The organism is Parasaccharibacter sp. TMW2.1882 (assembly GCF_023337635.1).
GTDB classification, from domain to species: domain Bacteria; phylum Pseudomonadota; class Alphaproteobacteria; order Acetobacterales; family Acetobacteraceae; genus Bombella; species Bombella apis.
On sequence record NZ_NWUT01000004.1, the window covers coordinates 43606 to 57086 of the forward strand.

The window sequence follows — 13481 nt, forward strand, 5'->3', positions numbered from 1 at the left end:
GCCGTTACTCCATCCCCAGATCAGCCAGACTGACCTCATGGGGTCTGACCTCCCCTTCAGGATGAACTTTCTGCAAGCCCTCAACGATCACCCTTTCCCCATCCTTCAAGCCTCTGGTAACCATCCAGCGGGCCCCAACTGTCTGCCCTAGCCCGACCATGCGCAGATGGACGTGATTCTGCCCATCCACCACCATGACATAAGGCTCACCCTTGGGCGTCCGCTGCACGCCAACCTGCGGCAGGAGCAGGGCATTCGGGTCGCTGCCCTCCTTGATGTGGGCATGGACGAACATGCCCGGCAGAAGCAGCTTGTCCGGGTTGGGCATGACAGCACGCATCACCAGCGTCCCCGTACCGGGATCGACCGTCACTTCAGAAAGTTTCAGCTGACCTGTCTGACCATAGGTGGAGCCATCTGGCAGTTCCAGCGTCACGGCGGCCTCGCTGCCGTTCCGCTCCAGCTGGCCAGATGCCAGCTCACGCCGCAGGCGGATCATGTCTTCTGCCGCCAGATTGACATCCACATAGATCGGGTCCAGCCGTGTAACCACGGCAATGGGGGTACTCTGATTGGCCGTGACCAGTGTGCCTGCCGTGTAAAGCGTCCGGCCGATGCGTCCATCAATTGGTGACTGCACATGAGTGTAGTTGAGATTGACCTGGGCCGTTTCGACGGCGGCCTGTGCCTGCACCACCTCGGCATCCGCCTGACGGGCCGTAGCCAGCGCATTGTCATATTCCTGACGGCTGATGGCCCTGGGCCCGACAAGAGCCTTGTAACGCTTCAGCTGGGCATGGGCACGGATGGCGCTGGCCTGGGCCTCCATCAACCGCCCGCGGGCCTGGTCATACGCCGCCTGAAACGGTGCAATATAAATCTGATAGAGAGGCTGCCCGGCCTGTACGTCCTTGCCCTCCTCAAAGGTGCGGGAAACGAGCACGCCGCTGACCTGCGGGCGAATCTGTGCCTGTTCGTAGGCATCCGTCCGACCCGGGAGTGATGTTTCCAGCGGAACGCTCTGCCTGTGCAGTGTCATGACGGCAACGGACTGGGGCGGCGGTGCTGGGGGCGTTTTCTTCTGACACCCGGCCAGAACCCCAAAACCCAGCAGGGCCGTACTGCCATAAATGACCGTCTGGGACAGACGCACAGCCAGTTTCGGGCGGAACATGAGCATAAACGTGACGGCCTCTCTGAGGAATGGACATGGGGCAACAAGGCTACAGGCAAAAAAGACCGCCTGCACCATATCACGCCATGAAAAAAACGTAGTGGAAGAGGAAACTATCCAGTTTCCTCCCCGCCGGTCAATCCCATCCCTGCTCTCTTCTCACAAAAAGATCATGAAAACGGTCTCTTTTCATGCAGGGCTTGACAGACCCATGCCGGAATCGGGCACAAGGCAAAACTTCTTCTTCCATCTCGCAAGGAGCGTGGTGCCATGCAGCCTCATGATGACACGGACCGCCGCAGCACCATTCTCCGGGTCGCCTGCACGCTGCTGCAACAGCAGGGCTACCATCACACCACGATGGACCATATCGCCCACCATGCAGGAATGTCGAAAAAGACGCTCTACCTCTTTTTCCCCTCCAAACGGAACCTGCTGGAACAGCTCCTGCTCTCCGAGCTTTTTGTCCCGCTTACCCCCTCCCCCATCCCGGAAACCGGGATGGAAGACCAGCTCCGTGCCATGGTGTTCCAGATGGCGGAAATTCTCCTCTGCGAAAAACGCCTCGGCCTGATGCGCACCATCATCGGTGAAACAAACCGTTCCCCCTCCATCCAGCAGCTCATGACAGAGCTCTTCCATAACGCCGGCAGCAAGACAAACATCCAGAACTGGCTTGAGGTACAGAAAAAGGCCGGACTGCTGCATTTTGGCAATGCTGCCGATGCCGCAGACCACCTTTTCGGCCTGACCATCGGCGGCCCCATCCTGTCCCGGCTTGCCCATTGCGGGCCGGCACGTGACAGGGAAAACCTGCACCATTATCTGGAAGAAGGACTCCGCATATTCCTGCATGGATGCCGCACCAGAGCCAGCATGACAGGCATGGCAGACCAGTAACCGCAAAATAATAGGTTGTTAAAAGTTTCTTTCCTTCCGCTGCGCATTGGCAAAGCCTTTAGTGTTAGTTATAGAATCTATTCGTAAAACACATGGCAGACCAGACGGAAGCGAAAAGGTATCACCCTGCCGGGCCATGGGCCTTCTAGACCGACCATTGCAGGATCATCGCATGACTACATCTCCCTCCGACCAGACCAGACCCAGACAGGCCAGCGCCACGGATGAAGGTTACCAGAAAGATCTGAGCCGGCGGCATGTGCAGATGATCGCCATCGGTGGAGCCATCGGCACCGGTCTGTTCCTGGGGGCGGGGTCCCGCCTCCAGATTGCTGGGCCGTCGCTGGCCATCACCTATGCCATCTGCGGTATCTGTGCCTTCATGATCCTGCGGGCCATGGGGGAGCTGGTGATGTACCGGCCCAGCAGCGGCAGCTTCGTCACCTATGCCCGTGAGTTTCTTGGAGAAGGCGCCGCCTATGCGGCTGGCTGGTTTTTCTTCCTCAACTGGGCCATGACCGGCATCGTCGACATCACGGCCATTGCGCTTTACATCCATTACTGGCCGATGTTCGGCCATATTCCCCAGTGGCTGATTGCCTTGGGAGCTCTGGTTGTGGTCGGAGCGGTGAACCTCACAGGCGTGCGGTACTTTGGTGAGATTGAATTCTGGTTCTCACTGGTAAAGGTCCTCACGCTGGTCATCTTTCTGAGCGTGGGCGGTTATGTCCTGCTGAGCGGCACGCACGTCGGCTCATACACGCCGGGTCTCCATCTCATTACCGAGTCCGGCGGCATCTTCCCGCACGGAGTCGTTGCCTCGCTGATGCTGATCCAGGGTGTCGTCTTTGCCTATGCTGCAACAGAGCTGATCGGCATTGCCGCCGGTGAGTGTGAAAACCCCCGCAAGGTCGTCCCCAATGCCGTCAACAGCGTGATCTGGCGCATTGTGGTTTTCTATGTCGGGTCTGTCGCCCTGCTGGTCTGCCTCATGCCATGGTCGGCCTACCATGCCGGAGAAAGCCCGTTCGTCACCTTCTTCCACAAACTGGGCCTGCCTGCTGCTGACAGCATCATGAATTTCGTGGTGCTGACGGCCGCCCTCTCCAGCCTCAACTCCGGCCTGTATTCCACAGGGCGTATCCTGCGTGCCCTGGCCCTTGGTGGCTCTGCCCCACAGGCCATGAGCAAGCTGAACCGCAATGCCGTCCCTTATGTGGGGATCGGGGCAACACTCTTCATCTATCTCATTGGCGTACTGATGAATTATCTGTACCCCACGCAGATTTTCGAGATCGTGCTGAGCATCTCCTCTCTGGGGATTCTGGGGACATGGGCCACCATCCTGCTCTGCCAGCTGCGCCTGCACAGAGCCATAAAACAGGGGCGCATTGCCAGGACAGGCTTCGCCATGCCGGGAGCCCCCTATACAGGCTGGCTGACACTGGCCTTCCTGGTGATGGTCCTGATCATGATGGCTTTTGATTATCCATCCGGCACCATCACGGTTGGTTCCATCCCTGTTCTGGCCCTGATCTTCTATGGCGGCTGGCTGCTCCTGAAACGCAATGATGACGAGGCCGAGTCCTGAGGGACCCGGCATCCCGCCATCACACAAAACCCCCGGCAGAGCCTGAGCCTGCCGGGGGTTTTTCATGTCTGCTGGCTGGCCCTCCCGGGAGCCGGTAGGAGGAGCAGATCAGTCCGTGTCTTCACCCTGCCCGAGTGAGCGGGTTGGGCTTCCTCCGCGAGGGCGGGTTGTGGGCAGGTTCTCACCCGTCACGGCGTAGTAGACCCGCTCGGCCACATTGGTGGCATGATCGCCAATACGCTCCAGATTCTTGGCAATGAAGAGAAGCTCCGTACAGGCACGGATGTTCCGGGCATCCTCGATCATGTAAGTGACCAGCTCACGAAACACGGTCACGTAATGTTCGTCCACGCCCCGGTCGGCGTGCCAGACCTCCATCGCCTGGTTGGCATCGTGCGCAATGACGGCATCCACCGTCCGGCCCAGATTCTCTTTCACCAGCCGCCCCATACTCCGCAGGCCGGACAGGGAAATCTGCCCGTCACCGGACGCCGCCTTGATGGCCTTGCGGGCAATGGAGGCAGCATAATCGCCGATACGCTCCAGGTCCCCCGTAATCTTCAAGGCCGCAACGATCTCCCGCAGGTCCGCCCCCATCGGGCTGCGCAGGGCCAGCAGACGGATGACCAGACTCTCGACCTCCCGCTCCAGCTCGTCCACCTCCGGGTCCAGCCTCGTGGCCTCTTCAGCGGCGGACTCGTCATGGTCGGAAATGGCACGAAGGGCAAGCCCCACCTGCTCCTCCACGATACGGCCAATCTTCACCATCATGGCCCGGAGCTGTTCCAGCTCCTGCTCAAAACTCGAGACGATATGAGAACGCTCGTGTGGCATGATCTCTCTCCCCTTCCCGCTTATCCGAACCGGCCGGTAATGTAGTCCTGTGTCTGCTTCTCACGAGGGTTGGTGAAGATACGGTCTGCCGTATCCACCTCCACCAGCCTGCCGAGATAGAAGAAAGCGACACGGTCGGCACAACGTGCAGCCTGCTGCATGTTATGCGTCACGATCGCAATGGTGAACTCTTCTTTCAGCTCATCCAGCAACTCTTCAATCCGGGCGGTGGAGATCGGGTCCAGAGCGGAGGTCGGCTCATCCAGCAGAAGAACCTCCGGCCTGGTCGCAATACTGCGGGCAATGCAGAGACGCTGCTGCTGTCCGCCGGAAAGCCCGGTCGCCGGGGCATTCAGCCGGTCCCGCACCTCGTTCCAGAGGGCGACACGGGTCAGCACGTCCTGCACCCGCTCGTCCATCTCCGTACGGTTCAGCTTCTCATGCAGGCGCACGCCAAAAGCGATGTTGTCATAAATGGACATGGGAAACGGCGTCGGCTTCTGGAACACCATCCCGATGCGGGAGCGCAGCATGTCCAGATTGATGGAATCATCAAGGATGTTGCGTCCATCGAACATCACCTCACCCGTGGCCCGCTGGCCGGGGTAAAGGGCGTAAATCTTGTTGAAGACACGCAGCAGGGTGGACTTGCCGCACCCGCTGGGACCGATCATGGCCGTCACGCAGCGGGCCGGGAAATCCAGCGAAATGCCATGCAGGGCATGGTGCGTCCCGTAATGGAAGTTCAGGTCCCGTACTGAAAGGGCGACATCCTGTACAGGTTCCCTGCCCGACAGGCTGGCAGATGACATCGAGGCAGAAGGCATGAAATTCTCTTCCCTTGATTTCAGTGACGGGATGAAAGCCGCACGGTGATGTTGATGAGCAGTACGCCGAACGTCACCAGCAGGGCACCCGTCCAGGCCAGCTGCACCCAGTCCTCATAAGAGGCACCGGCATACTGGTAGATGGCGATGGGCAGGCTGGCCATGGGCCGGGTCATGTCGGTGGACATGGTCTGATTGCCCAGCGATGTGAACAGCAGCGGAGCCGTCTCTCCCCCCATGCGGGCCAGGGCCAGCAGAATGCCGGTCGTCACGCCCTTGCGGGCCGAACGCAGGCAAAGGGACAGGATGACCCGCCAGCGGGCCGCTCCCAGGGCCGCTCCCGCCTCCCGCATGGCCGTTGGTACCAGGCGGAGCATGTCCTCCGTTGTCCGCACGATGAGGGGCAGGGCCAGCACGGCCAGCGCCACAGCACCTGAGAACCCGGAAAAGTGACCGAATGGCACGACAAGCAGCTGATAGATGAACAGGCCGATCAGAATGGACGGGGCCGACATCAGCATGTCCGCCACAAACCGCACGGCACTGGCGAAATGATTGCCCTTGCGCCCATATTCGGAGAGATAGATGCCGCACATCAGCCCGACCGGGGCCGCCATCAACAGGGCAAGACCCGTCTGCAAAAGGCTGCCCACGATGGCATTGGCCAACCCGCCACCAGAACCGGGAGGCCCCATCCTGTGCGCCAGTGTTGCCCATGAGAGACCTACCAGCCCACGGCTCAACAGCGTCCAGAGGATGGAGACCAGAACCAGAAGCAGGACACTCCCCGCCACAATACTGACGCCTGTCGCCACATAATCCAGCATCTGCCGCCGCAGGGCCTTGCGCCCCGGACGCCATCGCCCCGACTCAGAACCGGCCCTGTCGGCCTCGCTGGAAGATGCCGGAGAGATCACAGGTTCCGTCATTGACGTTTCCCTCTGAGACAACGTGCCAGCGCCAAGCTGACACAGGAAAGGAGCATGAGGATGAAGCCCAGCGCCATGAGAGACGAGAGACGCAGGGAGCCTTCCGGGCTTTCCGGGAACTGGAGGGCAATCAGCGAGGCCACGGTGCTGCGTGGCGCAAACAGGGACCAGCCCACGGTCGTCACGTTACCGATGATGAAAGTCACGGCCATGGTCTCACCCAGTGCACGCCCCATGCCCAGCACAATCGCCCCGATCATGCCATTGCGGGACCAGGGCACGACAATCTTGCGCATCATCTCCCAGCGTGTTGCCCCCAGCCCGTAGGCACTTTCCCGCAGCATGGGGGGAACCGCCCCGAACACATCCACCATCACCGCCGTGATGAATGGAGCGATCATCACCGCCAATATGATACCGGCCGTCACAAGCCCCGTACCAACCGGAGGACCGGAGAGCACGGACCCCAGAACAGGCACATGCCGGAAATGATGGTTCAGGAAAGGCTGTACATCACGGGCAATGAACGGGACGATGGTCTGGAACCCCCACATGCCGAAAATGATGGAGGGCACGGCCGCCAGAAGCTGGATGGTCGTCCCGACGATGGAGGCAAACCGCCCCGAGGCGATGTAGGTCAGCCAGAAGGCCGTACCAAACGCCATGGGGACGGCAATCAGCATGGCAATGAGCGTGCTGACGAGTGTCCCCAGTAGAGGGGCCAGAACCCCGTATGTATCCTTGACGGGATTCCACGAGACTGTCGTGAAAAAGGAAAGGCCAAACCTTGTGAAAGCCTGCCAGCCGCCTGTGGCCATCAGCAGGATCAGCCCGCCAAGCATGGCCAGCACCAGCAGTGAGCAGAGCAGGAGCAACCCATGGAAAACGGCGTCGAACCCCGCTCTACGGTGTGATGAACGCAATACGGGCGTCATGCGCATGTATCCGAAGCCTTGACCGTTTCACCTTCAGAGGCCTGCCCTCATGATGAAGGATGCCTCGCCTTCGTGCATTACCGTCCCTGCCCGCAAAGAACAACCGTCAGAAAAAGCGATTGTCCCACTTTGATGGTGGAAGAACCCGCTTTTTTCTGTATTCCTCATTTCGGAATGAAAAATGCCATGTGTCTGGCACGGAAATATTTCACAATTATGAAACAGACCTCTTTCACCAGACCTTGATTTCAGGAGAGGACAATGCCTGCACATCAGTTCCAGGGTTTTGTTGATACGGTGGACAGCCAGAACGGCATCATTGCAGGCTGGGCTGTCAACCTGCACGAGCCGTCCCGTGTTGTCCTGCTGCATGTCCTGGTGGATGGCCAGGAAGTCATGCAGGTTCTCTGCGACCTCAAACGGGAGGATGTCCGCCAGATCCTGCGTATTCCCAGCAACAAGCTGGGCTTCCGCTTCAGGCTCCCCCCGGAAGCCTGTGATGGCGCACAGCACGGCATCTCCATCCGCTTTGATGACCGCACCGCCCTTCTCTTCCCCGATGAGGACCAGCCCGACAGGGCGCATGAGACCCTCACCTTCTCACGCCCGCCCCAGACCGAATATCAGAGCTGCGTTGATGGCATGTTCGAAGGGCTGCTGCGGGGCTGGGTCGTTTCCCGCAATCATCCGGGGGCTGACTGGTCCGGCCATGTTGTCGTGTCTGTCAGGGTGGATGGTGTGCCGGTCGGGACTGTCCGGGCCGACTGCTACCGGGGCGATGTTGTCGAGTTCCTGAAAAGCGCCCCCAACTGCGGATTCGAGCTGCCCATCCCCCAGCGCTATCATGATGGCCTTCCCCACGAGATCACCATTACCAGCCTGCCTGACGAAATCCCGCTTGTCGGCAGCCCGCTGGTCACGGCCCTGGCCGATGACCAGCTGACGGCAAAACTCGTACAGATTGAAAACAGCATCGCCGCCCTGCACCAGCAGCTGACAGCCCTGCGCAACACCACACGCTCGCTGATTCCCCGCAAGCCGCTCAGCCTCCAGCATTATGACCGCTGGGCAAAAAGCTATTACCCCCTCCTGCGGGAACAGACAGCCCTGCTGCGCAAGGCCCGTCCGCTGAAGGAAACACCTCTCGTCTCCGTCCTCTGCCCGACATGGCGGCCAGATGAGGCGGAGTTCCGCGCTGCTGTCGAATCCGTCCTGGACCAGACCTATGAAAACTGGGAGCTCATCCTTGTCGATGATGGTAGCCAGTGTGAACGGACCAGAGCGCTCCTCAGGGAATATGCCCGGAAAGACAGAAGAATCCGCACATTCTCACTGAAAGTGAACCGGGGCATTGCCGGGGCAACCAACAAGGCCATCAGCCACGCAAAGGGCGCCTACATTGCCTTCTTCGACCATGATGACCTGCTGGTGGATGTCGCCCTGGAGAACATGGTCCGGGCTGCGCTGGAGACCGGCGCCAGGCTGCTCTACTGCGACGAGGACAAGGTGGATGCTGGAGGGCACTTCCTCGAACCAAACCTGAAACCCGACTATGACTACCGCTACCTTCTGGGTTGCAACTATATCTGCCATCTCACCTTCATGGAGGCAGACACTGTCCGCCAGACCGGCCCACTGGACAGCCGCCATGACGGGGCACAGGACCATGATTTCCTCCTCCGTGCCGTGGAGATCATCCCGCGCGAGGCCATCCACCACGTACCGGAAATTCTGTACCACTGGCGCAAGAGCCCCAACTCCACGTCCAGCAGTGTCAGCAACAAGGGCAATGCCATCCGGGCCGGTGAAGCCTGTATCACCGAACATCTGAAACGCCGTGGCATCAAGGCGACCGTTTCTTCCGTGGAGCATCTCAGCCTCTATTCCATTCGCTGGCCGTTCCGGAAGCAGCCTGCCGTCAGCATCATCATCCCCTTCCGGGACCAGCTGGACATGACACGGCGCTGTGTTGAATCCCTCCTGGACACCCAGACCTACAGTGCCTTCGACATCATCCTTGTGAACAATTTCTCTACAAACAGGGAAACGCTGGCATGGCTGGACGGAATACGGAACCATGACCGGATCAGCATCCTGCATGTAGAAGAAGCGTTCAACTACGCCCGGCTCAACAATCTGGCAGCCAGACACAGCAACAGCGACCTGCTGCTTTTCCTCAATAATGACGTCATCGTCACCCAGCCGGATTTCCTCAAACGGATGGTGCAGGAAACACAGGCCGCACCGGATGTTGGCGCCGTCGGGGCCCGGCTCCTCTACCCCAATGGCACCATCCAGCATGCTGGTGTGGCTGTCGGGCCAGACATCATCGGGGTCCATGTCCATCGTCTCCAGCCGGCGAAAGCTTTCGGCTACATCGGGCGCCTGTGTATCAGCCACGAGGTGACGGCCATCACCGGGGCTGCCATGCTGGTCTCCCACCCGCTCTTTGATGCCATGGGGGGATTTGATGAAGTCGGCCTGACCGTTGCCTACAATGATGTCGATCTCTGCCTGAAAATCCGCGACAACGGGTACCGCATCCTCTTCTGCGCCGAGGCGGAAGCCGTCCATCATGAGAGCTTCTCCCGGGGGAGTGACGACCGCCCGGAACATGAGGCCCGTTTTTTCAACGAAAAACAGATCATGCTGGAACGATGGAAAGACAATCCGCTCTTTAAAAATGATCCGGCATACCCACATTATTTCCGGCAGGACCTGAGGACCTTCTTTGACCTCCGCAACCCAGAGGATTTATGGTCCTGAGGGTAACGAGGCCCGGAGGAGTCCCTCCCGGTTTCTGAAAAAGTTTTCTCCCCTCCAGTGAAGGACGGGAGAACACGAAGGAGCACTATGATGAGCAAGATCAATCATTATCACACCAGCAACAACACACCGGACAACACGAAGGCTGTTTCCATCGAGACACTGAATGCTCGTCTGGCTGACCTGATCGACTTGGCACTGGTGACCAAGCAGGCCCACTGGAACCTCAAGGGTGTCAACTTCATCGGCGTACACGAGATGCTGGACGGCTTCCGCAGCGGGCTGGATGGCTTTGTCGATACCGCCGCAGAGCGTGCCGTCCAGCTGGGTGGCGTGGCTCTCGGTACCGTGCAGACAGTGCAGAAGAACACCAACTGCGCTCCGTACCCCACGGACATCTACACCGTGCATGACCACGTAAAGGCTCTGGCAGAGCGTTATGGCGTCGTGGCCAACAAGGTCCGTGAAGCCATCAAGGTGACGGCCGAAGCTGGCGATGAAGATACATCCGACATCTTCACCGAGATCTCCCGCGGGCTGGACAAGAACCTCTGGTTCCTCGAGGCTCACCTCCAGGCTGAAGCAGGCCCCCGCTAAGGGTTTGGGCCACACCGGGGCCTTCGGGCTTCGTGCTGACCGGGAAAAGGCATGTCTCCCACAGGGGCATGCCTTTTTCTTTGCCCGACACCCGCATCCCTTTCAGGCATGAAAAAAGGGTGGCCACAGCCACCCTTTCCCGATCTCCGCACCGTATCTGCCCTCAGAGGGACAGAGCCAGATGAAGCCGTGCGAAATAGAAAGGATCTTCCTTCAAGACATCCCTGACAGCACGACCATCCGGCAGGACATCGTTCCCGGCCCCCAGATCATCCGGCATGTAATCAGCACGCCAGTCCTTGATGTTGGCATCTGCAGGCAAAGGCTGAAGAACAGGCTGGTCCGGTTCGGACACGGCCTCCGGCTCGGCCTCCACAACAGGTTCAGGCACGGCAGGCGGAACTCTCTCAGGCTTCAGGCTATTCATGATCGCCCTGAAATCCTCTTCCCCCAGAGGCCCCGGTATGCCCCCCCGCTCCCGCTGCACGATCCAGCCCTCGGTCACGCTCTTCAGCATGGCTTTCTCTGCCGGATTCTCCTCAGCCCCAGCCTGCCCGGCCCACCAGCTCCGCCAGGCAGCATCTTCCAGCTGGGCAAAGTCCTCTTCCGTCAGCCGCTGCGGCGCAGAAGACGGGGATTTCTTGACAATCCAGCCAGCCACCAATGCCTGAAAGGCAGCCCTGTCCATCTCCGGCATGTTCATATTCCCTCACGACCTGTCATTCTGCCTATCAAGGCCTCATACTGGGCAAGATACTGCCTTACATCCAGCACATTTTCTGCATGGCGCCGTACATTATGAGCCAGCGTCTCGGCAAGTGTCCTGTTTTCCAGAAGGTGCAGGACAGCATCACCGATGGCATCCGGTTGCAGGAAGGGAACCAGAAGAGCCGTCTCCCCGTGCGTCAGATATTCCCGCACCGGGGCCGTATCACTGGCCACAAGCGGACAGCCCACGGCCATGGCCTCCCTGAGCGACCATGACAGGACAAAAGGGTAGGTCAGATAGATATGGGCATCCGAACGCTGCAGAACCCGGACCATCTGCTCCCTCTCCAGCCAGCCGACAAAATGGATGCGGGAAAGATCAAGTTTGCCCTCAAGCTCCCTCAGCATGGTCTGCCGCCAGGTGCCGCCACCCGCCGGGGGAAGACCATAGCTGACATCCTCCTGCCCCATCAGAATGACCCGGCAGTCCGGCCGAGCCTTCATCAGGGCGGGAAGAGAGCGCATGAAGCTGTGGAACCCCCGGTATGGTTCCAGATTCCTGGCAGCATAGGTCACCAGCGTCTCATAAGGGGCAACGCTGATGCTTCCCAGCCGGAATGGCTTCTGCCGCAATGAAGGGTCAGGCCGATACTGGGTGAGGTCAACCCCCTCATCCAGCAGGGTGATTTTCTCCTGCGCCCAGGCCGGATACGTTCCCAGCTGGAAACGGGTCGGTGTCTGCCCCTCCCCCGGCCCGGCCAGTGCCTGAAGATTGATGGCATTCTTGCAGCGGATCAGAAGGCCCGCTTCCTGCGGCATGGGGAACTCCGGGTCAAACCCTATGTCCCGGTCTTCCAGACCATAATAGAACTCGAAATAACCCAGCACAGGCACACCGGGAAAGACTGAATCGATATTCAGCAGCTCCCCCCAGCCATGATGCCCAATGATAATATCTGGCCGGAACCCAAGATCCCGCAACGACCGGGCCACTGTCGCAATGGCCTCAGACCGATGGATGGCGTGGTCCATCTCCCGGACGAACGGATGCGCCCCATCCTGCCTCACCTCCGGCGGACGATAGAGCACCCGGCGGACACCGGGAATATCCGGCCCCTTGCCCGCCGTGATGAACACAACGTCATGCTCCGGCCTGCGGGCCAGATGAGCCACCATATGGGCATATTGCGCTGGGAAGCTCTGATGAACAAAAAGAAAACGCACCACTTCCCCCGGCCTGATCATGCCCCTGACGCCCTGTCAGGGCCGTTGCCTGCAACCCCCTTCTACGGCCTTATTTGCGCTTGCCAGAAGCCGCCGCAGCCTGGTTTTTCCCCTGCCCCTTCACCGGGACAAACTCAAGCTGGAACCCTTCCAGCGGGGCCAGACTCTCAGCCTGAAGAGCCTCCTCTCCCCCCTCGATGGGCCCCACCTTCGTACCATCCGTAAAGCTGGCCGCCAGCCTGACCGTCCATTTATGGGCAGCCTCACCCTTCAGGCGGACCCGCAGCCCCAGAATCGGCAGGGACATCCCCCGTGAACCACAGAACTGCCCTCCCTCGGACCAGGGAGACAACCAACCACGCCCCAGAACGGCCTGATATTCAATATCCTTGGCCCGGACAGGCCCCTCGGGACGAACGGCGAAACCCTCGATCCAGCGTTTGCTGTCGACCTGTCCGATCCATTCACCAAGAGCACCGCCCACATCACCACGACGCTGGATATGGGCCACAACATCCCGGGTTGCTCCACCAACAGCACCAGAGACGGAAGCCTTGCTGCCACCAACCCGGTTCCCTTCCGCCATGGCGCCCGCAGCCGGGTCCGCCGGTACCCCACTGATAAGGCTGATCACCTGAAGGCGGGGCGTTTCACTTCCTGCCTGACCATCCTGATAGGTCGTCACCATCACACCGGCAGGACCACGCCTCACCCTTACCAGTGCAGCGCTGTTGGCAGCTCCCATCCAGCCATCGGCAGCAAACGTGACAACCTCGACGGCATCCTCCGGCACACCCGGTGCCCGGGATATCCGCACACCCGGCAGTCCGCTCGGCCCAGCTTCCACCTGGCCCGGGGCGTGAAACACACAAAAAACGCCGGCGTCCAGCGTCATCACGTGGGCTCCCGCCTTCAGGTCCACAACACGATGACGAGGCTGTTCTGTGTCCGTCTCTGGCATGCTATCTCCGATGATCATCTTCCATGCGTCAAGCG

At 59.9% G+C, this 13481-nt stretch carries 12 protein-coding genes; 4 read left to right on the top strand and 8 right to left on the bottom strand.

Annotation, left to right across the window (positions count from 1 at the left end; translation table 11 throughout):
• Positions 1-4: 4 nt before the first annotated feature.
• Positions 5-1180 carry an efflux RND transporter periplasmic adaptor subunit gene (locus tag CO583_RS09015; protein ID WP_081562571.1) on the bottom strand — a complete coding sequence of 392 codons (1176 nt, stop codon included), beginning with the start codon at positions 1178-1180 and terminating at the stop codon, positions 5-7.
• A gap of 264 nt (positions 1181-1444) precedes the next feature.
• On the opposite strand from CO583_RS09015, the gene CO583_RS09020 reads away from it, so the two are divergent.
• Entirely contained in the window at positions 1445-2074 is a 630-nt protein-coding gene (locus CO583_RS09020; RefSeq protein WP_052349008.1) for a TetR/AcrR family transcriptional regulator, read from the top strand.
• 172 nt (positions 2075-2246) lie between these two features.
• Positions 2247-3665 carry an amino acid permease gene (locus CO583_RS09025; RefSeq protein ID WP_043559646.1) on the top strand — a complete coding sequence of 473 codons (1419 nt, stop codon included), beginning with the start codon at positions 2247-2249 and terminating at the stop codon, positions 3663-3665.
• A gap of 108 nt (positions 3666-3773) precedes the next feature.
• Here CO583_RS09025 and phoU read toward each other — a convergent pair whose 3' ends face one another.
• The 4 genes from phoU to pstC are packed head-to-tail and all read right to left on the bottom strand — an operon-like array spanning position 3774 to position 7196.
• Positions 3774-4499 (bottom strand): phosphate signaling complex protein PhoU, encoded by a 726-nt coding sequence (gene phoU, locus CO583_RS09030; RefSeq protein ID WP_103765328.1) that lies wholly within the window; start codon positions 4497-4499, stop codon positions 3774-3776.
• Positions 4500-4519: 20 nt separating this feature from the next.
• A complete protein-coding gene (gene pstB / locus CO583_RS09035; protein ID WP_198027217.1) occupies positions 4520-5326 on the bottom strand; it encodes a phosphate ABC transporter ATP-binding protein PstB in 807 nt (268 codons plus the stop codon).
• Between the two features lie 20 nt (positions 5327-5346).
• Complete coding sequence (gene pstA / locus CO583_RS09040; RefSeq protein WP_103765329.1) at positions 5347-6255, bottom strand: phosphate ABC transporter permease PstA; 909 nt, start codon at positions 6253-6255, stop codon at positions 5347-5349.
• On the bottom strand, positions 6252-7196 hold the full coding sequence (gene pstC, locus CO583_RS09045) for a phosphate ABC transporter permease subunit PstC (protein WP_081562574.1): 945 nt from the start codon (positions 7194-7196) through the stop codon (positions 6252-6254). Before pstC ends, pstA begins: the two co-directional genes overlap by 4 nt.
• Before the next feature lie 255 nt (positions 7197-7451).
• Here pstC and CO583_RS09050 point away from each other — a divergent pair, with 255 nt between their 5' ends.
• Together CO583_RS09050 and dps are read left to right on the top strand one after the other, a co-directional pair.
• A complete protein-coding gene (locus CO583_RS09050) occupies positions 7452-9956 on the top strand; it encodes a glycosyltransferase (protein WP_248630869.1) in 2505 nt (834 codons plus the stop codon).
• 90 nt (positions 9957-10046) lie between these two features.
• Entirely contained in the window at positions 10047-10553 is a 507-nt protein-coding gene (dps, locus tag CO583_RS09055) for a DNA starvation/stationary phase protection protein Dps (RefSeq protein ID WP_043559660.1), read from the top strand.
• Positions 10554-10716: 163 nt separating this feature from the next.
• On the opposite strand, the gene CO583_RS09060 is transcribed toward dps, so the two are convergent.
• Genes CO583_RS09060 through CO583_RS09070 form a run of 3 tightly spaced genes read right to left on the bottom strand, consistent with a single transcriptional unit; the run spans position 10717 to position 13446 of the window.
• The gene (locus CO583_RS09060; protein WP_086431843.1) at positions 10717-11256 is read right to left on the bottom strand and encodes a hypothetical protein; all 540 of its coding nucleotides are present in this window, start codon (positions 11254-11256) and stop codon (positions 10717-10719) included.
• Positions 11253-12506, bottom strand: a complete 1254-nt coding sequence (locus CO583_RS09065) for a glycosyltransferase (protein WP_197981651.1) — start codon at positions 12504-12506, stop codon at positions 11253-11255. The genes CO583_RS09060 and CO583_RS09065 overlap by 4 nt, the downstream gene beginning before the upstream one ends.
• Positions 12507-12555: 49 nt before the next feature.
• The gene (locus CO583_RS09070) at positions 12556-13446 is read right to left on the bottom strand and encodes a hypothetical protein (RefSeq protein WP_081563372.1); all 891 of its coding nucleotides are present in this window, start codon (positions 13444-13446) and stop codon (positions 12556-12558) included.
• Positions 13447-13481: the final 35 nt, after the last annotated feature.

Excerpts from the sequence above, each read along its gene's own strand:
- phoU (WP_103765328.1), bottom strand. The coding sequence starts at position 4,499 with ATGCCACACGAGCGTTCTCATATCGTCTCGAGTTTTGAGCAGGAGCTG.
- dps (WP_043559660.1), top strand. The coding sequence starts at position 10,047 with ATGAGCAAGATCAATCATTATCACACCAGCAACAACACACCGGACAAC.
- pstC (WP_081562574.1), bottom strand. The coding sequence starts at position 7,196 with ATGCGCATGACGCCCGTATTGCGTTCATCACACCGTAGAGCGGGGTTC.
- pstB (WP_198027217.1), bottom strand. The coding sequence starts at position 5,326 with ATGCCTTCTGCCTCGATGTCATCTGCCAGCCTGTCGGGCAGGGAACCT.
- pstA (WP_103765329.1), bottom strand. The coding sequence starts at position 6,255 with ATGACGGAACCTGTGATCTCTCCGGCATCTTCCAGCGAGGCCGACAGG.
- CO583_RS09070 (WP_081563372.1), bottom strand. The coding sequence starts at position 13,446 with ATGCCAGAGACGGACACAGAACAGCCTCGTCATCGTGTTGTGGACCTG.
- CO583_RS09015 (WP_081562571.1), bottom strand. The coding sequence starts at position 1,180 with ATGCTCATGTTCCGCCCGAAACTGGCTGTGCGTCTGTCCCAGACGGTC.
- CO583_RS09065 (WP_197981651.1), bottom strand. The coding sequence starts at position 12,506 with ATGATCAGGCCGGGGGAAGTGGTGCGTTTTCTTTTTGTTCATCAGAGC.
- CO583_RS09020 (WP_052349008.1), top strand. The coding sequence starts at position 1,445 with ATGCAGCCTCATGATGACACGGACCGCCGCAGCACCATTCTCCGGGTC.
- CO583_RS09025 (WP_043559646.1), top strand. The coding sequence starts at position 2,247 with ATGACTACATCTCCCTCCGACCAGACCAGACCCAGACAGGCCAGCGCC.
- CO583_RS09060 (WP_086431843.1), bottom strand. The coding sequence starts at position 11,256 with ATGAACATGCCGGAGATGGACAGGGCTGCCTTTCAGGCATTGGTGGCT.
- CO583_RS09050 (WP_248630869.1), top strand. The coding sequence starts at position 7,452 with ATGCCTGCACATCAGTTCCAGGGTTTTGTTGATACGGTGGACAGCCAG.